The following is a 19,299-nucleotide window of genomic DNA, read 5'->3' as shown; positions in this document are numbered from 1 at the left end:
CAACCAAATATCCGGTGCGAGTTCACGAACGTGAACATAGCACTGGATGACCACCCGGCCCGCGCGCTCGCCGTCGCCTGGGCCGATCATCTGCGCCGCGACCGGCGGCGGTCCGAACATACCATCCGCGCCTATCAGGCGACCGCGCATCGGCTGATCGGCTTTCTGGGCCAGCATCGCGGCCAGATGGTGGACGCCACCATGCTTGCCAGCATCGATCGCGGCGATTTGCGCGGCTTCCTCTCCGAACGACGCGGCGATGGCTTGGGCAACAGTTCGGCCGCGCGCGAACTGTCGGCGGTACGGGGCTTTCTCGATTTCGTCCGGGCCGGGCAGGGTGGCAGCGGCAACTCCGTCAAGATGAAGGGGCCACGGGTCAAGAAGGGCGTCCCGCGCCCGGTCGCTCCGGCCGACATCGCCGCCATCGCCGAGGACGCCGCCGAATCTGCGAGCGAACCCTGGATCGCCGCGCGCGATGAGGCGGTGCTGTTGCTGCTCTACGGCGCGGGCTTGCGCATCGGCGAGGCGATGGCGCTGACCGGCGACATATTGCCGCTCGGCGAAACGCTGTCGGTGACGGGCAAGCGCGCCAAGACGCGGATCGTGCCGTTGATCGCGCCGGTACGTGCCGCGATCGAGCTTTACGTCGGCCTGTGCCCCTACGGCACGGCTCCCGGCGAAATCCTGTTCCGGGGTGCGCGCGGCGGCCCGCTGGCCCCGGAGATCATCCGCCGCGCGGTTCAGGCGGCGCGGGTGCGTCTGGGTTTGAACGAGCGTACCACGCCGCATGCGTTAAGGCACAGCTTTGCGACGCACCTGCTCGGGCGGGGTGCCGATCTGCGCTCGCTGCAGGAATTGCTTGGGCACGCGAGCCTGTCGTCGACGCAGGTCTATACGGGCGTCGATGCGGCGCATCTGCTCGATGTGTACCGGAATGCCCACCCGCGGGCTTAATCGATGAGCCCCAACTTTGCCGCCACTCCGTGCAGCCGCTTGTCGCGGGTCCACAGCCGGGATCCGGGCATGAGGCGCACGGAGGTCAGCAGGTGGGCATCGACATAGCCGATCCCGATGCCATGGAGCGATTCCCGATCGATCAGGATTTGCACCTCGTCGTCACTGGCGAGCGTCGCTGTGGGCAATCCGCGGAGCGCTCCGAGCACGATATCCCGCTGACGTAGACTGACCAAAGCGATCTCGCCGAGGACGAACGGATGGGACAGAACCTGGTCCGCTGCGAGGCAGCGGGAGAGGTCAGCATCGGCGCTTCGGAGATGATCTATCCAGACGGAACTGTCGACGAGGATCATTCGTCCCCGCTGCGCCGCCGGGGCGCCGCGACGATGTCCGGCTCTGTTCCGCCAAGCAAGATCAGTCGGCGCGCACTCTCGCGTTCGACCAGGGCCTTGAGCGCCTCGCGGACGAGCGCGGATTTCTCCTTGAGTCCCGTATAGGCCTGGGCCTTGGCTACGAGATCGTCATCGAGTGCAAGGGTTGTTCGCATGGGTGATCGTCCTCGTGTTGAGGCACGATTCTATCACCGAATGATGCTATTATCTATGCGCTGAATGCTGAGCGCATGAGGTATCAGCTCTCCGAATTCGTCATTCCCGCGAAGGCGGGAACCTATAATCTCCGAACCACAAGAGGTTCGAGCTTCAGAGGATATGGGTTCCCGCCTTCGCGGGAATGACGAGTTGGGTTGGGCCTCTCATCATATCGAAGAGACGCCGTAATGCGCCTATGGGAGCTACCGCCCCGCCACCCTCGCCGGCACCCAGTCCGCAAAGCTCGGCGTATCGCTCACCTTCCACGGTTCGCCGCGCGAGTTCAGGAACAGTTTCTCCATCTCGCTGCGGTGGAACGGACGCGAGCCGACCCGGCCGAAGATCGCGATCTGGTTGCCGCTTTCGTCGACGCCGCGGTCGCGGTCGAGGCCCTTGGAGAGGGACAGCGCGGGCGAGGGGGTCTTCGCCCAGGCGATCAGTTCGGGCTTCGGCGCGGGGGAGAAGCCGTAGAAGTTCGGCTGGCTCTCGGGCGACGTGAGCTGGAGCACCTTCAGGCCGTTCCGCCCGTCCGCGACATAAGCGAACAGCGAGGCGTTGGTGGTGCCGACGATCACGTCTTCGGCGTCGTTGAGCTTCCCGTCGAAAGTCACGCGCTGATAGACCGTCGGATGCTCGGGCTTAGTGATGTTGACGATCACCAAGCCGTCCTGCTTCGCCGCGACATAGGCGTAGGTGCGGGCGAGATAGATGCGGCGGGCGTCGGCCAGCGGCAGCGTCGCCTGCGGGATCAGCCGCGGCTTGTCGAGGTGCGTCACGTCGAGCAGCTGGAGGCCATCGGCTGTGGTCACCCACAGATAGCGGAACTGCAGCGCTGAGGCGCGGGCGTCGCGTAGCGGCACGGTCGCGACATGACGCGGGTGGAGCGGGTCGCTGATGTCGACCACCACCATGCCCGCCTGCGCGGCGATATAGGCATAGTTGCCGCCGATCGTGATGTGGCGGGCGCCGTTGAGCACGCCGCCTTCGTTCCAGGTCGCCGCGCGCTTGAAGAAGTTGTTGCGCGGATCGCCATCGGCCAGCGTTTCGACATTGACGACGATAAGGCCTTCCTCGGAATCGGTCACGAAGGCGTAGCGATAGATCTCGCCCATCTTCTGTTCCTGATTCTCGGCATAATATTTGGTGATCTGATCGTTGCGCAGCGTGCTGATCGCCTGGCCGGTCGGCAGCGCCATGCACGTCGCATTCTTGCTGCCGATATGCGTGTCATGGCCGAGCGGCGAGAAGGGCGCGGTCAGGATGCGCTCCGACGTGCCTTTGTTGGCGATCGAGGCGACGTCATAGGCGCGGAAGCCGCCCTTGCCCTCGGCGACGAACAGATATTCGCCGCGCAGCTGCACACAGCGGGCGGCATCGGCCGTCGCATGGGTGTTGTTGCTGAATTCCTCGGTCGCGTCGGGTTCACCCGACAAATTCTTGTCGAATCGTTTGCCGCGGACCCAGTTGATCAGCTCGCGGCCATGATCCTGATGCTGCTTGTAGAAATCCGGATAGGCATATTTGTGCAGATAGGAACCGATCACCGCCTGCGGCTCGCTCCACTCGGTCACGCGCACCGCTTCGATGCCGCGCTCGAGCCCGGTCCAGGCGTTGAAGCCAACCAGGTTGATGAAGTTGGTGCCGAGCGCGTTGAGCTGCGCCATTATCGCATTGTTGTCGTCATTCGCCGACAAATGGCAATCGGTGCAGGTCTTGGTTTCGGTCTTGCGCACGGTATGCGGGAAATGCGGGGCAAACGCCTGGCTCGAATAGCCGGCCGCGGAGATTGGCGGCTGCTGCACATAGATGCGCTCGCGGTTGATGTTGGTCGATGACAGCACCAGCGCCGAAGTCGAACGGACCGGGGCGATGATATTGCCCTTGGTGGTCTCGTGCCGGCCGAGCATGAAGATCTCGTCGCGCGCCACCTGCGGGTTGTAGGTCGCGAAGTTGCGCGTTTCGATGCCGTCATATTTGTGGCTGCTGGTCTTCCAGTTCGCCTCGATCGGCAAATGGCAGCCGCCGCACGATGTCGTCCAGGACAGGTGGCAGGTGAAACAGGCCATCTTGTCGGTGTCGTGCGCGCGATCGGATTTCGCGACGCCCGGGCCCCAGGCGAACTTGCCGTCCTCGATGCCGGACTTGCTCATCAATTTGGCGCGCGCCGCCAGCGGATTGAAGTGGGCGCTCGACCGATCGACGGTCTCGGCGACCAGTGATACCTTCCACTCCAGCTTGGGATCGACCAGCGAGCGCTGAATCAGCATCTTTTCGCCATTGGCGTCGGTCGACCATTCGAAGCGGCGCTTGCCATCAGGATTGCGCAGCAGCGCCAGATTGGTGCCGCCCGGCCGCGCGGCAGGGCCCGAGGTCAACAGCGTGGGGAGTGCATCGGGCGTGCCATGGCAATCCTTGCAGCCGATCTCGATCGCATTGGCGACTTCGCCATAGATCAGGCCATTGCCGTGGCTGTCCTGCGCGAAGTGGCAATCGGCGCACTGCATGCCCTTTTCGGCATGGATGTCCATCATATGGACGGCCTTGCCTTTTTGGGTGCCGACCTGCTGGAATTCCGGGGTGCCCTTGATGTGGAATTTCTCGGGATCGTCGGCGCTGACGACCTTGCCGGCGGCATCGAGCAGATTGCCCTCGCGATCGCGCTTGTAGATCGCACGGAAATTCCAGCCATGGCCGTGATAGTCGGCGAACTGCGTATCCTTGGCCTTCGGGTTCACATCGTCGAACACGTTGCGCAGGAAATCGATGTCGGACCATTTGCCGATCGCGGCGGCTGCCTCCGGGTTGCGCTCGAGCGTTGCGTGGCGCTCAGCCATCGTCGGATATTTTTGCTTGGCCGGCCACATCAATGGCGCGTCGGATTCATAATCCCACATCGTGTAGCCGAGATAGGTGTTCAGGAAGATGTTGGGCTGGTGCATGTGGCAGTTCATGCACTGGGCAGTTGGGATTGCGCGGGTGAAGGCGTGCTCGATCGGGTGACCTTTTTCCTTCATCGCGCCGATCGGATGGGCGGGCACGTCGCCATGGCCGGGCAATCCCTTGTGATGGCCATGGCCTTCGTCTTCGGGCTCCATCTTGTCGGCGATGGTGGGATCGACGGTCGCGGTCTGCCCGTCACGGCCAAATTTGGCGTAAATCAGGCTGTGTGTCGGCTCGCGGTCATTGGCATAGATTACGTGGCAACCGGCGCAGCCCGACGAACGATAGTCGCCCGGCTGGTCGTTGGTGCCCATGAACCACATGAACGGATCGTTGAGGCGGGTCTTGTGGATGTTCAGGATCGGAATCGCGGTGCGCAGTCCGGTGCCGGGGCCGCGATTCGACTGTTTGAGGTCGGGCCGGCCCGGCTCTTCGAGGCGCTGGATGCTGCCCGTCAGGTTGGGCAGACCGATTTCGGCGAATTGCGTGCCGATATTGCGACCGCCGCGTTCGAAAACGCGGAAGATGTCGCCCGGTGGTACGACATGCCAGGTTGGCAGCGGATACATGATCGGCAGCGCGCCGCGTGCCTTCTGCTCGGGCGTCACCGATCCGGCGGGGCTGCCCGGTGACTTGATCACCGCGGGCTCGCCCTTTTGCGTATAGGATTCACCGAAGATGTAATTCTTGTACGGGACGATGCCGTTATTATAGGCGCCGCCGCCCCACAGCATCGCGCCGGTGGACATCAGCGACCGTTCGGCCGCCTGGATGATCTCCATATGGCATGCGCCGCAGGATTGGCGTGCGACGCGATAGTCGGACGGATTGACGAAGCGCACGAACTCGGGCGCTTCCTTGTTGAGCAACGTATAGCCGCGCTTCGGGTTCGCGGAGGACGGCCAGTGCCACGCCTCGGGATAGCGCGGCAGCACATGTGCCTTGTCACGCGCGGCAACATAGGCTGCATCGGTGGGCTTCAGCCCGGCGCCGACGAACACCTTGGAATCGCCGCCATGGCAATCGGTGCAGCCCAGCACGACCGCCTGGCTCGCATGCATCGTCTTCTGGTCGCTGGCCGTGTGGCAGGACACGCAGCCATCGCTTTTCGGCTTCGCGTCGGACCAGTCCTGGGTCTGCGGGGAAGGAGGCGTGACGGCATAGATCCGCTTGACGGGCTTCTCACCCTCGGACGCCGGCGATGGCGCCGTGGCGAACACGGTCAGCGCCGCCGCCAGCGCCATCGCGCCGCGCGCCGCCCACCGTACCACCCTGCTGCCCCGATCCCCCATGTACATCCTCAGAACGTCAATATCGCGTTGAACAAGACCGAATAATAACGGCTGTCACCGCGTGAATTGGTGAAGAGATCCGAAAAGCCCTTGCCCGGATCGAGCATGGCTGCCGATAGCCGGAACACGGCATTCTGCACCATCTTCGGGCGCCAGATCGCGGCGGCCGAAAGATCCCAGCCGATCGCTTTCGGAATGCTGCCCTCGTTGCGCAGCTCGCGCAGCGAGGAGGTATTCTGGAACCAGAGATGGTTCACGTTGGTCGAAAGGCGGAGTTGCGGCAGAATGTCGAAATCGGCGCCGACCCCCAGTAACATTGTGCCGGGATTGTTGAAGTTCGACTGGCCCTCGTCCTTCGACGTGCGCAGATCGGCCAAAATGCCGTTTCGCTGGTTGATAGCCACACCGCCGCCGCCGACGAACGGGATCGACTGGCGGATCCAGTAACTGGTGTCGGCGCCTGCGAAGACCGGGTTTTCGAAGATCGAATCGAAGCCGTTTTCCTTATTGTCATATGGCTTCTTGTCGCCGCTGGCATACAGGCCGGACAGCTTCACCCGAATCCAGTCGAAATCGTAACTGAGTTCGGCCGCGCCGAAATAGGCCTCGATCGACGATGTCTTCGATGTGAAGACGCTGTAGCGGTCCTGCCCGAACACGCCATAGACGCTGCTCGAAAGGTTGAACCGGCCGATCCGTCCGTCGAGGCTGTAGCCCAGATAATAAGCGTCATAGGAACGCGGGCGCTGGTCGCCGAGCAGGGCAGGGCGGACCGGGAATCCGTTCTTGTCGACGGCACGTTCGGTTTCGCGGTTGAGATTGACGGTTGCCGAGACGAGCGAGGTCAGCCCTGGCAGCGGGAAATCCTGCACGAACAGATTGCCGAAGATGATATAATCATCGCGCGGCTTCTTGGTGAGATCGTTCAGTCCGCTGTTGGTATCCTTGTCGAGCCGCCAGATCAGCTCAACATTATACTGGTAGCGGTTGTTATCACGGTTGCCAAAGAAACGAATGCCGAGCTGATTGTCGTTGAACAGGAAGCCCCGGAAATCGGCCTGGAACGGCTGGATGCCGATACGCACCGAATCGAAATCGTAGCGATCCGAACGGTTGCCCAGATGCTTGTCGATGAAGAGTTCCTGCACGCCCAGGAAACTGTCGGTCCGGTGGCTCGCGCGCGACGTCTGGACGCGCAGCACGCCGCGTTCCTCGACGTTCACATAGTTCACATTATAAGCCAGCGTGACATGATATTCGATGTCCGGCGGCTTGTACGCGGTCGATCCCTTGATCAGCGCCGCACCGAAGATGAAGGTCTGCGCTGCAACGAGGCTGCGGTCGCGGCCGAACTGATCGATCTCGCCTGCGCGTTCGCTGCCGGGATTCGAGACGGGAGTCGGGAACGACCGCGGCTCGACGATCGTATCGGAAATGGCATTGAGGTTGAGGAACCAGTCATCGCCCTTCAGCGGGATCCACTTGGGCAATTTATCGACCTGGATCGGCCGATCACCCTTCAGGCTGTTCTGATGATAGGGATCGAACGGCGAATGGCAGTCGTTCTGCAGCCCGACGAAATGCTTGTCGGGGCACAAAGCCTTGGCGAGCCGCCAGCGATCGGGGATCGGGAATTCGTCGGTCGGGAAGGCTTCGGGCGGCGGCGCGGCGACCGCGCCCGGATTGTTCTGCGTGATCGCCGGTGGAAGTTCCTGCTGAACACCTGGCCGCCGGCGGCCATCGATCGAGGTATCGGTGGATGTGTCGGTTCTTGTCTCCGGTGCGCTTTCGGACGCCAAGGGGGCATCGACGGCGGGGGAGGCAGCGTCGGGTGTTCCCGTGATCAGCGCGACCGTCTGCAACAGCGAGGAGATGAGATGCGCAGCCATTATTTGCCGTCACACACATTCTGATCGGACGTATCCAGGAACGGGGCAAACGGGCAGCTCACATAGCGCAGCCGCACGCCGGCCCCCACCGGAACCACGATCTGATCGGCCCGGATCGCCGCTGGAGCCTCGCCGATCGTGGTGATCCGCTGGCCGCCATTATAGAGCCCCAGGAAGGCGATCATATCGTCCTGATCGATGCCGTCGCCCGAAATGCCGATCGCACCCACCAGGGTGTTGCCACGATAGATCGGCACCGCGCCGGCGAAGATCTGGATGCCGTTCTGCAGTCGATTCTGCGCCTTGCCGGGCACGTCGGGCCCGAAGGTGCAGCGTTGCGGTGTATCCGTCGTCGATGCCCCGAGCACGAATCCGACATGCTGGGCGATGTTGGTCAGGATCAAAGCGCTCTGCAAGCCGGTCGAGAAGGGGCTCCACTGATTGAACGGCCGCGACAACGGGCCGTTTGGCCGGCCGGTTTCGCCGTCCGGGAAATAGGGGCGGGCCAGATTGCCGACGGACCGATCGCCAAATGCATAAGCACCGGTCAGCGTGGAAGCGTTGATGAAGGCGCCCATCTTGCCGACGAACCCTTGCACATCCGGGCTGGGATTGTCCTGGAGATCGGCGGCCGCGCGCGAATTGGAGAAGAAGGCTACAGTCCGCGCCTTCTGCAACGACACGTCAGTGCCGAAGATTGGCGCGTCGGGCGAACGGACTATGCCGAGTGCACTACCCTGCGTATCGATTACCGAGATCGTCACCTGCGCCTGGCTGTCCTGGGGCTTCCGGATCTGGCCGCGGGCGCGGCTCATGATCTTGAAGGCCTCTTCGAGGACGGCCTTGACCTCGGCGGCCGTCAGCGGTGTCGAAACTTCGCTTCCGTCGGTGCCCCCCTTGATCGGATAGCGGTTCGCGCCCGAACCGTTGGTCAGGATATAGGCGTCCGCATTGTCGATCACGGTACCGCCACTACGTTCGGCGGCAGTGACCTGCCGGATACCTGACGCTTCGGTGCCATAAGGCGTGCCGGCCAGCACGGTCGGCGTGGTCCCTTGCGCATAATAGCCGGTAACCGACGCGAGCGCGCCGACGCTGCCGTTGAGCGATGCGAAGCTGCGCGCGGCGCTCGGCGTCTTTTTCAGATTTGCGGCGACGGCATCGCTGTACCGCAGCTGGATCCCCGCCTGGATCTTGTCGGCGGTGATCGTCGATGGGGCGTCGAAGCCGCTTGTACCGGCCAGCGCGATATATTCGTCATCGTCAGTGTCGACATCGTCGATATTGGTGTCGTAGCTGTACAGTCCGTCGGACATCACGCCGATACCGCCGACCACCTGCCCATTCTTGTAGAGGGGGAAGCCACCCGGATCGGCCGCGAGGCCCAGCGGCGCCCGCTTGGGGCCAATGAAGGCCGAAGGCCCGCCTGCGGCCGTGAAGCGCGCCGACAGGTCCGAACAGGGCAACTGGCTGAACTGCACGCCGAACAGCGGCCCGCCCGGCTGATCGCCGGCGCCGCCGGGGCGGGGCGGATAATGTTCCTGAACGATCTGGCTTGCCGTGCGGGTGGAAAAGGCATTGCCGCCCGATGACAGATAGGCGCCGGTGATCGCCTTGGAAATCGCTGCGGCCGTCAGAGGGTTGGCCGCGGAGCTGCCGGGGACGACCAGGCCCTCGACGTCGGTCGGTGTGACGGCCCGGTCTTCTGGGCGCGTCTTGATCGTCAATGTGGTCGGCGCGCCATTCATTTGGAACACCGCAAGCACGTTGCCGACGCGATCGGTGACCGCGATCACTGCGGGCTTGCCGCGCGCCGCCGCTTCCTCAATCGCCTGCGCCATGATCTGCTGGACGTCGACAGAGGTCAGCGCCTGCTGGGTGATCGCCGGGAAGGCAATCGCCGCAGGCGACGAAAAGGTCGAACCGCCGCCCGTCGACACGGTGCCGCTGCTGCTGCCACCCCCACCGCATGAGGCGAGCGTGAACGCTGTGATCGTCAGAAGTGCCGTGAAGCGCCGGAAGGTCATTTGAGCGCCCTTATCGACGAAGCGGCCTGGGATAGTGCGGCGCGGAAGTCCGCAGGGCGATAATTGTTTGAATCGCCCACCGCTTTGTAGGCGCGATCGATTGATCCACGGATTGCCGCCGCGCTCTTGTCGGAAACATATCCGCCGCGGACCAGCGCATTGAGCAAGGTATCGACCGCCATAACCGCCTGGACCGAGCCCTCATAATCGGTGAAGCGGGGCGCGAGGGTCGGGCCGGCGATCGACTCGATCATATCAAACGTGGCATTCCGACCAAGGTCCGCCCGGGCGAAGGCGTAAGCCAGTTGATCGGCCGAACTCGCAAGCTTCTTGCCGGCCTTGACGGCCGATGCCCGGTCTTTGGCCAGAGCGGCATGGAAGTCGCGACTGTCGGCTTCGAACTTTGCTGACAATACGGGGGCTGCAACCCTGGCTGCGGCCGATAGCATGATCATATTCTCGTCGTTGAAGGCCGGCATGCCGGATGGGATCGGCCGGCCCGGGTTGGCGACCCAATTCGCCTTGCCCTTCGGCCCGTCGACGAACTGGCGATGACAGGTCTGGCAATCGAAGAAAGTGATTTCGGGGAAGACGCCTTCCTGACCGAGCTTCGGATCGGCGAACAGGGTCGTCGCCCGGTTTACCGCGACGGCCTGCCCGATCGCCCAGAGTTTCACATTATTGGTGCGGCCCTTGCGACTGACATAATCGGCATCTTCGAGATGATGCTGTTGCAGCGCGCTGAACAGGTCGAGTTCGAACGAGACGCGCGGATGACCGGCAGCCATGATCCGATGCGAAACGAACTGGCCCGAACGATCGCTGCCGAAGTGACAATCGAGGCATTTTTCGGCGCGCGCGCGAGGACGGTCGAGCGGGTACATGCCTCTGGCTACGTTTGCGGCATGGGTGCCGCCCACGGCATAATGGCTCGAAAGCCACGATTGCGCGCCGCCATGGCAAGCCTCGCAACCAACGCCGTCGCTGGTGTGAAATTGCGGTCCCTTGCCGGCATAAGCCGGATCGCTATGGCATCCGAGGCACATCGGCGCGTCGGTGGCAGGCCCGATATTGAGCCGCGCGGCGATGTCACGCGCCCGGGCGCCCGAAAGTACCGTATATGCGCGGCTGTGCGCGCCCGTCGGGCTGGCGGGGTCCTGCCAGCGCAGCAATTCATCCTGACGAACGACTTTACCGGTCGGCTCGCTGCGCCCGTGGCAGGTCGAGCCCGCGCAGGATGCGACCCCGACATGCATATCATGTGATGATGCGGACGCGGATTCGGCAAGAGCGGCGCTGCCCCAGTTGCCGATGGCGAGGATCAGCGCTGCGCCGGCAATCAGCAGGACGCAGAGCAAACCATGAACGCAGGATCGCCTGCCTGACACGCTACCCCCCAATTCGGCGCTCCCTCACAGCCGCTCCGACTCCGCAACGATCATTGGCCCCAGGTCGTTGCGCTATTGGTGCATTCTATTGCGCGTTATGAACAGAAGCGCAATCGACGAACCCGTTTCGGATCAGATTTTGTTGTCTTCATCACTGATTTTGTTCGATTCAGCCAGGTCGGCGACGGATCACGAGATTCCGGATTTCGGTCATGTCTTCCATCGCGAAGCGGATGCCTTCGCGGCCGAGACCCGAATCCTTGACGCCACCATAAGGCATATTGTCGACACGGTAGCTCGGCACATCATTGACAACGACGCCACCGACATCAAGCTCATCCCAGGCATCAAGCACCTTGAAGATGTCGCGCGTGAAAATCCCGGCCTGGAGGCCGAATTTGGAATCGTTGACGATGTCCATCGCCTCCTTCCACTCGTGGAAGCGGATGAGGAACGCGGCCGGACCGAAGGCCTCTTCGATGTTGATCTTGGTATTGCGATCGACATTTTCGAGCAACGTCGCCTCGAGCATCGCGCCCTCGCGCTTGCCCCCACACAGCAGGGTTGCGCCCTTGCCGACGGCTTCCTGAATCCAGTTGTCGAGGCGCGCGGCTTCCTTCACGTCGATCATCGGGCCGACGAACGTCGCTTCGTCGTGCGGATTGCCGGCGATCAACGTCTTCGTCTTCGCGACGAGCTTTTCCTTGAACGCGTCATAGACCTTGTCGTGGACCAGGATGCGCTGGACACCGATGCACGACTGACCCGATTGATAGAAGGCACCGAACACGGTGCGCGCAACCGCATCATCGAGATCGGCGTCCTGATCGACGATGACGGCGGCATTGCCGCCGAGTTCGAGCACGACCTTCTTCTTGCCGGCGCGCGCCTTGAGATCCCAGCCCACGTCGGGCGATCCCGTGAAGGACAGCAGCTTCAGCCGCTCGTCGGTGGTGAAGAGGTCGGCGCCGTCGCGGCTGGCCGGCAGGATCGAGAAGGCGCCCTTGGGCAGGTCGGTCTCGGCTAGCACTTCGCCCATGATGATCGCGCCCAGCGGCGTGCGGCTCGCGGGCTTCATCACGAACGGGCAGCCGACGGCAATCGCCGGCGCGATCTTGTGCGCGGCCAGGTTCAGCGGGAAGTTGAACGGCGAAATGAAGGAGCAGGGGCCGATCGGCACCCTTTTCCAGATGCCCTGATAGCCTTTCGCGCGTGGCGAAATATCGAGCGGCTGCACCTCGCCGGTCATCCGCACCGATTCCTCGGCGGCGATCCGGAACGTGTCGATCAGGCGGCCGACTTCGCCGCGGCTGTCGTTGATCGGTTTGCCGGCTTCGACGCACAGGGCATAAGCCAGTTCGTCCTTGCGCTCGGTGAACCGGTTCACGCAATGCTGGAGCACGGCCTGCCGTTCATAGCTCGCCATATGCCGCATCGGCTCGGCGGCTTCGACGGCTGCCGCGATGCCGGCGTCGATCGTCTTCGCATCGGCCAACGCCACCCGCGTCGCGACTTCACCGGTGAACTTGTCGGTCACCGCCAGATCGGTGTTTGGTTGCTGAGCCTCATTGGCCAGATAGAGCGGATAGGTGTCCTGGAGTTTCATGATGACCTCTGTGTCTTTAGACCCTCTCCCGCTTGCGGGAGAGGGAAGGGTGAGGGTCTTCTTCTTCACGCATTTGGCGAAGGGTGCTCCAGTAGAAGAAAGAAGCCCCTCATCCAACCTTCTCCCGCAAGCGGGAGAAGGCACAAAAATGGCTGACGTGAAAGGGGTTCAGCCCTCGACCGCCTTGCTCAGTGTCTTGATGTCCTTGTTCAGGATCTGGTCGTTTTCCGAATAATCGACCGGGCAGTCGATCAGATGCACGCCGGGCGTGTCGAGGCAATGCTTGAGCAGGGCCGGCAGGCCTTCGGCGCTCTCCACCCGGTGGCCGATCGCGCCATAGCTTTCGGCATATTTGACGAAATCGGGGTTGCCATAGGTGAGGCCCCAATCCTTGAAGCCCATGTTCGCCTGCTTCCAGCGGATCATGCCGTAGCTGCTGTCGTTCAGGATCAGCACGGTGATATTCAGCTTCAGGCGGACGGCGGTTTCCATTTCCTGGCTGTTCATCATGAACCCGCCATCGCCGCAGATCGCCATCACCTTGCGATCCGGATAGACCATCGCCGATGCCATCGCCGAGGGCAGGCCCGCGCCCATCGTCGCCAGCGCATTGTCGAGCAGCACGGTATTGGCCTGCCGCGCCGGATAATTGCGCGCGAACCAGATCTTATAGACGCCGTTGTCGAGGCAGATGATCCCGCTCGGCGGCATCGCTTCGCGAATCTTGCGGACCAGGAAGGGCGGGAATATCGGGAAGCGGGCATCGCCGTCCAGCGATGCGGTATGGGCGACTTCGGCCGCGCGCGCCTTCATCATGAAATCGAAATTCCATGCGCCCGACGGCACGATATCTTCCCGGATCTGCCAGATCGCGTTGGCGATATCGCCGATTACCTCGATCGCCGGGAAATAGACCGGATCGACCGATGCCGTATTGGTGCTGACGTGGATCACGTCGGTTCCGCCCTGCTTCATGAAGAAGGGCGGCTTTTCGATCACGTCATGGCCGACGTTGATGATCAGATCGGCATGCTCGATCGAGCGGTGGACGAAATCGCCCGCCGAAAGCGCGGCGCAGCCCAGGAATTTCGGATGGGTTTCGTCGATCGTGCCCTTGCCGAGCTGGGTGGTGACGAACGGGATGCCGGTCTTCTCGATGAACTGGAGCAGCATGCGGCTCGTCATCGTGCGGTTGGCGCCGGCACCAATCACCAGCAAAGGCGATTTGGCGTCTTCGATCCGCTTGACGGCTGCACGCACCGATTTCGGATCGGCGGACGGACGGCGGACCTGGCTGCGCTTCAGCGGCACGCTGTCGGTATGCTCGTCGGCGATATCCTCGGGAAATTCGATATGGGTCGCGCCCGGCTTCTCTTCCTCGGCCAGGCGGAATGCCTCGCGCACGCGGCTCGGAATATTGTCCGAAGAGGCGAGCTGGTGGGTATATTTGGTGATCGGGCGCATCATGTCGACAACGTCGAGGATCTGGAAGCGGCCCTGCTTGCTGCTCTTGATCGGCTTCTGGCCGGTGATCATCAGGATCGGCATCCCGCCGAGAAAGGCGTAAGCGGCCGCGGTCACGAAGTTGGTTGCACCGGGCCCGAGCGTGGCGACGCAGACGCCGGTCTTGCCCGTATGACGGCCATAGGTCGCGGCCATGAAGCCGGCGCCCTGTTCGTGGCGGGTCAGGATCAGCTTGATCTTGGTCGAACGCGAAAGGCTGTCGAGGAAATCGAGATTCTCTTCGCCCGGCACGCCGAACACATATTCGCAGCCTTCTTCTTCCAGACACTGAATGAACAGGTCGGATGCCTTCGTGGCCATTTCGCTTCCCCCTCTTCGGCCATCGATCCCCTGATCTTGGCCATTTTCAATCGACGCGTCGCGCCGGGCACAACTGCTATGTCATTTCTCTGCCGACGAACAGGCGCTTTTTTCGAAGGATCGCGCACGATTTACGAAAGCTGGACCGCCCAGTCCCAGGCGATCTCGCCGGGGCCGTCCATCACCGAAACGCCTCGTGCGGCAAGCGCATCGCGGATGCGATCCGATGTCGCGAAATCCTTGGCCGCGCGGGCGGCGAGTCGGTCGGTGAGCAGGGTTTCGATTTCGTCCTCGCCGATCGCTGCTTCGGCGGGACGCATGCGCAGGTCGGCGCGGCGCAGGGCTGCGAGATCGAGACCCAGCACGAGGTCCATCGTCGCCACGAGCCGCAGCCGCTGATCGGCCGGGATGGCGCGATCGGCCAGCGCCTGTTCGAGCAGGGGCAGCAATTGCGGCACCATCAGGTCATCGGACAAAGACGCGTCGAACTTTTCGAGGATGTCGCGAGCCTTGCGATCGAGCCCGTCTTCGATCACCGACCGCTGATAGGCGAAGGACGCGCCGCGCGTGGCGGTGCTTTCGGCGACGATCCGCATCCACGCCTGCTCGCCGGCCTGCGCACGCAACTGCCCGACGGCCATCACCAGCCGGGTCAGCCGGGTCAGCGCGGCCGCCAGCGCTTCGGGCGAGAATTCGAGTTCGCTGCGATAATGGGCCGACAGGCAGAGCATGCGATAGGCAAGCGGATGCACGCCACGATCGGTCACGCTGGTTAGGGTTGCGAAACCGCCCTTAGACTTCGACATCTTGCCGCCGCGATCGACCAGGAAATTATTGTGCATCCAGAAATTGGCGCCCGAATTTTCCGTGCCGGTGAATGCCTGATTCTGCGCGATCTCGTTGCAGTGATGGATCTCGCGATGATCGATGCCGCCGGTATGGATATCGAACTGGTTGCCCAGATATTTCATGCTCATCACCGAGCATTCGAGGTGCCAGCCGGGGGCGCCGGGCCCCCATGGCGACAGCCACTCCATCTGGCGTTGCTCGCCTTCGGCCGATTTGCGCCACAAGGCGAAGTCGGCGGCATTGCGCTTGCCCTCGACCTCGGCAATGCGTGCCACGACATCGTCGGCGTCGCCGCGCGCACCCGCGAGTCGACCATAATCAGGCACTTTCGACGTGTCGAAATAGAGGCCGTTATCGAGCTCGTAGCTCGCGCCGGCCTCTTCGATGCGGCGGGCAAAGCCGATCATGTCCTGGATATGATCGGTGGCGACGCTCCACAAAGTCGGCTGACGGATGTTGAGCGCTGACAGATCGGCCTTGAAAGCCTGTGTATAGAAGGCAGCGATATCCCAGATCGTCTTGCCGGCCCGCGATGCGGCGGCCTCCATCTTGTCGTCGCCTTCATCGGCATCGGACGTCAGATGTCCGACATCGGTGATGTTGATGACATGATTGACCGGCAGCCCTTTCCAATTGAGCGCCCGGCGCAGCGTATCGGTGAAAATATAGGCGCGCAGATTACCGAGATGCGCGAAATTATAGACGGTCGGGCCGCAGCTATAGACGCGGGCCATCGTCGGATCGATCGGCGTGAACGGCCGCGTCGCGCGGGTCAGGCTGTCGAACAGCATCAAGGGGGCGCCGGTCATTGCGGTATCGGTCATCGGTCACTCAACAGTCTCCCCTCCCTGCAAGGGAGGGGCCGGGGGTGGGTGGCGAAGTCAGAGGCTCGATGCCTCTGGCTTCGCTTTCGGAGAGAGCGGTGAGCTCGCTGCGCTCGCACCCACCCCCTCACCCCTCCCTTGCAGGGAGGGGAGTTCCCTCGCTCCTAGCCGATTTTTCGCCGGATAAAACCACGCAAACACAGAAAAGGCCGGCGGAGACGAGTCTCCGTCGGCCCTTCAATTCTGTCAGGTGAGAGGTTTCGGGTCAGCCCTGCGGCTGTCCCGGAACCGACACTGTTTCGATCAGCAGGTTGAGCTGCGCATCGCAACCGGCCTTGATCAGCGACTGCGCCATGTCTTCGAGCCCCGGCGAGCCGGCCTTGATGACGATGAACTTGACGGCTGTCGGCGTCTTCGCGCCTACCCAGCTCAGTTTGTACTGGCCACCGTCGGCGACGGGCAACGCGGCCGGCCAGGCGGCACGGGCCTGGCCCGCGGCGAGATCGAGCGAAGCGGCCTTGCCGTCCGATACGCGGGTCACGGTGACCGTGGCAGCGGCTTCGCTGTCGTGGCGCCAGAGCGTAACCGAGGTTGGGTCGGCGATGCACATGTTCGAGCTGCGCTCAAGATCGACGAACCACACGCTGGGATTGTGCGAGTCCGTGGATTTCACGCTGCGCACGGCTCCGATGCGGGCCCGGCGCTCGCCGCCGCTGCTGGCCAGTGCGGACAAGGTCGATCCGGTCTGGGCGGCGACCGCCGAGGCGGTGGCGCTGAACGTGCCCGGGCCGGTCAGCGTACGCGTGCCCTTGCCATCGAGCAGGACGACCATGTCGTTCGCCTTGAGGACGATCTTGGCATCATCGGGAATGGCCTTCCCTGCCGGATAAGCCTTTGCAGAAGGGCCAGCCGATCGCACGACGAGGGGAGCCGCGACTGCCGATCCCGCAAGAGAAAGGGCCAACAATGCCGCCAATAGCTGCGGCCGGCTTTTATTTATCGAGTGCACTATACCCTCCAGGTCCAACTTCACGAAGACGCTCTACCAGATTGGCCAGAGCCTTATCATCAGGATTCGCTACCACCATGGCTTCGAGTTCCGACATCGCTTGAGGATCGTTATCGTCGAAACGCTTCAACAGCGCTGTGAAGCTGATCACATCTTCCAAACTTTGGTTAGGGACCGGTTCATAGACTTCCATCGGCGTTGAACGGCCCGAAACCGCGATTCTGCCCATCGGCCGGAAATATCCTAACGTCGATTTTTCCACGATCGTGTCGCTGACGAGCGTCTTCGTCTTCAGATATTTGTTGGCGCCTTCGAGCCGCGATGCCGTATTCATCGAGTCGCCGAGCGCCGTATATTGAATACGACCTTCGCCGCCGAAGTTGCCGACGATCGCTTCGCCGCGATGGAGCCCGACTCGGGTTACCCCGATCGGCGGCACGCCTTCCGGCGCGCGCCGGCGGAAGGCTTCACCCGCCTCGTACATGGCGATCGCGCATTTGACGGCGCGGTCGGGATCGTCGGGCCGGCTGATCGGCGCACCCCAGAAGGCTACGATCGCATCGCCGACGAATTTGTCGATCGTGCCGCCATATTCGAGGACGGTTTCACTGAGCACATCGAGATAGTTGTTGAGCAGGAAAGCCACCATTTCCGGTTCGATCTGGTGGCTGAGTTTGGTGAAGCCTTCGAGATCGCTGAACAATGCGTAGATCTCGCGCTTTTCGCCATGGAGGGCGAGCCGCTCGGGATTCTTCATGATATCGTTCGCGATGTCACGCGGCAGATATTTGCCGAGCGCCGACTGCGCGAAGTTGCGCTGTTCCGAACCGATGCCGCGCGCGGCGGTGCCGACGGCGGAATAAGCGAATACCCAGCCGAGAATCCAGCCGAAGACCGGCAGGCCCTGCGTGTCGATTCCTTTGAACTGGAGCAGGAAGGGCAAAGCGGCGACGATCGCAAGCTGCACGAGCAATGCCAGCGACAGCCAGATGATCCGCATGTTGGCGACGCTGGTGAGCGCCCCCATCAGCACGATGCCGACGGCGATCAGCCACAGTCCCCAGCCGGGAACCTTCGGCGGCATGACATTGTCGAGCATCTGCGCGAGCAGATTGGCGTGGATCTCCAGCCCGATTGTGGTCTCGCCCTTGCGGATACGCGACGAGGGCGTGATGAACTGGTCGATATCGGGAATGTCGCCGCCGACCAGAATATAGCGCCCCTGGATGCTGGGCTTCATCGCCTCCAGCAGGTCGGGATTGGAGATGATGTCGATCGGAAATTTGTCGAACACCGGCCGTTCGACGAACAGCGGCAGCCGATAGCGGATGCTGCCGCGAAAGTCGCGGAACTGCTCATGGCCGGGCGCCAGCGAATTGGCCATCAGCGGCGGCAGCTCGCGCGGCTGATCGGGCCAGCTCCGCTCGACGCCGTCATCATCAGCCTGCAGCCGGATGCTGGTGAAATGGACATTGCCCGGCTTCGCCTGCGCAACGAAACCGCGCAGGAAGGTCTCCTGGTCCAAGGTCATGAAGGTCGGATTGGTCGCGTTGGTCGCGAGACCCACGAAGGTCGGCGTCTTCATCGTCTTGAAGGCGTTGATCAGAATCGGGTCTTCGGGGGTCGGCTGGTCGAGCAAAATATCGATGCCGATCGCCTTGGCGCCCATTTTGTCGAGCTGGGCGAGGCCGCGCGCCAGCATGGATCGATCGAGCGGAGAGCGGCGCCCGGTGGCGCGCAAGGTGTCCTCGGTAAAGGTCACCATCGCGATGCGTGGATCGGTATCGACCTTCGGCGAAGCGAGCAGCGATCGCACGTCATACAGCGCGCGCTCGGCATCCTTGGCCAGCATCACCGACCAGCTGTAACGGGCGAAAGCGAGTGCCAGGATGATGAAGACGGTCGTCGTGATCAACCGCGTGGGACCGATTTGCTTCAGCGTCTTGCGGCTGCGCGCGACGAAGTCCCCGGATACGGCGCGGGCGCGGGCGCCGATATCATTCGCGCTGGCTGCGCCGTCTAACATGGCTTTCCCCCCCAATGGCGGCGGTCTTCGAAGCGGCCCGCCAAAATTGCCCCCGAAATCATATTAACGGTCATGGCG

12 protein-coding genes are annotated in these 19,299 nt (G+C 62.7%); 1 reads left to right on the top strand and 11 read right to left on the bottom strand.

Features of this window, described 5'->3' with window-relative positions; all coding sequences use genetic code 11:
• Positions 1-36: 36 nt before the first annotated feature.
• Entirely contained in the window at positions 37-954 is a 918-nt protein-coding gene (locus tag BLS13_RS10320; protein WP_371128203.1) for a tyrosine recombinase XerC, read from the top strand.
• Here the strand turns inward: BLS13_RS10320 and BLS13_RS10315 are convergent.
• The 11 genes from BLS13_RS10315 to BLS13_RS10265 form a co-directional block, all read right to left on the bottom strand.
• Entirely contained in the window at positions 951-1,310 is a 360-nt protein-coding gene (locus BLS13_RS10315; protein ID WP_093451877.1) for a type II toxin-antitoxin system VapC family toxin, read from the bottom strand. The two genes, BLS13_RS10320 and BLS13_RS10315, sit on opposite strands and share 4 nt — an antisense overlap.
• Positions 1,307-1,504 carry a type II toxin-antitoxin system VapB family antitoxin gene (locus BLS13_RS10310; protein WP_093451876.1) on the bottom strand — a complete coding sequence of 66 codons (198 nt, stop codon included), beginning with the start codon at positions 1,502-1,504 and terminating at the stop codon, positions 1,307-1,309. The genes BLS13_RS10315 and BLS13_RS10310 overlap by 4 nt, the downstream gene beginning before the upstream one ends.
• A 246-nt stretch (positions 1,505-1,750) precedes the next feature.
• A complete protein-coding gene (locus BLS13_RS10305) occupies positions 1,751-5,779 on the bottom strand; it encodes an LVIVD repeat-containing protein (RefSeq protein WP_371128201.1) in 4,029 nt (1,342 codons plus the stop codon).
• 8 nt (positions 5,780-5,787) lie between these two features.
• Entirely contained in the window at positions 5,788-7,668 is a 1,881-nt protein-coding gene (locus tag BLS13_RS10300) for a hypothetical protein (RefSeq protein WP_093451874.1), read from the bottom strand.
• On the bottom strand, positions 7,668-9,695 hold the full coding sequence (locus BLS13_RS10295) for a GlcG/HbpS family heme-binding protein (RefSeq protein WP_093451873.1): 2,028 nt from the start codon (positions 9,693-9,695) through the stop codon (positions 7,668-7,670). Before BLS13_RS10295 ends, BLS13_RS10300 begins: the two co-directional genes overlap by 1 nt.
• On the bottom strand, positions 9,692-11,095 hold the full coding sequence (locus BLS13_RS10290) for a multiheme c-type cytochrome (RefSeq protein WP_256325806.1): 1,404 nt from the start codon (positions 11,093-11,095) through the stop codon (positions 9,692-9,694). The genes BLS13_RS10295 and BLS13_RS10290 overlap by 4 nt, the downstream gene beginning before the upstream one ends.
• A 157-nt stretch (positions 11,096-11,252) precedes the next feature.
• On the bottom strand, positions 11,253-12,689 hold the full coding sequence (locus tag BLS13_RS10285; RefSeq protein WP_093451871.1) for an aldehyde dehydrogenase family protein: 1,437 nt from the start codon (positions 12,687-12,689) through the stop codon (positions 11,253-11,255).
• 168 nt (positions 12,690-12,857) lie between these two features.
• Positions 12,858-14,513, bottom strand: coding sequence for an acetolactate synthase large subunit (locus BLS13_RS10280; protein ID WP_093451870.1), 1,656 nt, complete (start codon positions 14,511-14,513; stop codon positions 12,858-12,860).
• A 131-nt stretch (positions 14,514-14,644) separates the two neighbouring features.
• On the bottom strand, positions 14,645-16,186 hold the full coding sequence (gene cysS / locus BLS13_RS10275) for a cysteine--tRNA ligase (protein ID WP_093451868.1): 1,542 nt from the start codon (positions 16,184-16,186) through the stop codon (positions 14,645-14,647).
• A gap of 265 nt (positions 16,187-16,451) precedes the next feature.
• A complete protein-coding gene (locus BLS13_RS10270; protein WP_256325805.1) occupies positions 16,452-17,150 on the bottom strand; it encodes a hypothetical protein in 699 nt (232 codons plus the stop codon).
• 28 nt (positions 17,151-17,178) lie between these two features.
• On the bottom strand, positions 17,179-19,221 hold the full coding sequence (locus tag BLS13_RS10265; RefSeq protein ID WP_093451865.1) for an adenylate/guanylate cyclase domain-containing protein: 2,043 nt from the start codon (positions 19,219-19,221) through the stop codon (positions 17,179-17,181).
• Between the last annotated feature and the right edge of the window lie 78 nt (positions 19,222-19,299).

The organism is Sphingomonas sp. YR710 (assembly GCF_900101455.1).
In the GTDB taxonomy this organism is placed as follows: domain Bacteria; phylum Pseudomonadota; class Alphaproteobacteria; order Sphingomonadales; family Sphingomonadaceae; genus Rhizorhabdus.
Note: the sequence above shows the minus strand (reverse complement) of the source record. Positions and strands in the feature narration are given on the sequence as shown.

Bases quoted from the DNA above. Each gene is read 5' to 3' on its own strand.
- BLS13_RS10310 (WP_093451876.1), bottom strand. From the start codon at position 1,504: ATGCGAACAACCCTTGCACTCGATGACGATCTCGTAGCCAAGGCCCAG.
- BLS13_RS10265 (WP_093451865.1), bottom strand. From the start codon at position 19,221: ATGTTAGACGGCGCAGCCAGCGCGAATGATATCGGCGCCCGCGCCCGC.
- BLS13_RS10280 (WP_093451870.1), bottom strand. From the start codon at position 14,513: ATGGCCACGAAGGCATCCGACCTGTTCATTCAGTGTCTGGAAGAAGAA.
- cysS (WP_093451868.1), bottom strand. From the start codon at position 16,186: ATGACCGATACCGCAATGACCGGCGCCCCCTTGATGCTGTTCGACAGC.
- BLS13_RS10295 (WP_093451873.1), bottom strand. From the start codon at position 9,695: ATGACCTTCCGGCGCTTCACGGCACTTCTGACGATCACAGCGTTCACG.
- BLS13_RS10315 (WP_093451877.1), bottom strand. From the start codon at position 1,310: ATGATCCTCGTCGACAGTTCCGTCTGGATAGATCATCTCCGAAGCGCC.
- BLS13_RS10305 (WP_371128201.1), bottom strand. From the start codon at position 5,779: ATGGGGGATCGGGGCAGCAGGGTGGTACGGTGGGCGGCGCGCGGCGCG.
- BLS13_RS10285 (WP_093451871.1), bottom strand. From the start codon at position 12,689: ATGAAACTCCAGGACACCTATCCGCTCTATCTGGCCAATGAGGCTCAG.
- BLS13_RS10300 (WP_093451874.1), bottom strand. From the start codon at position 7,668: ATGGCTGCGCATCTCATCTCCTCGCTGTTGCAGACGGTCGCGCTGATC.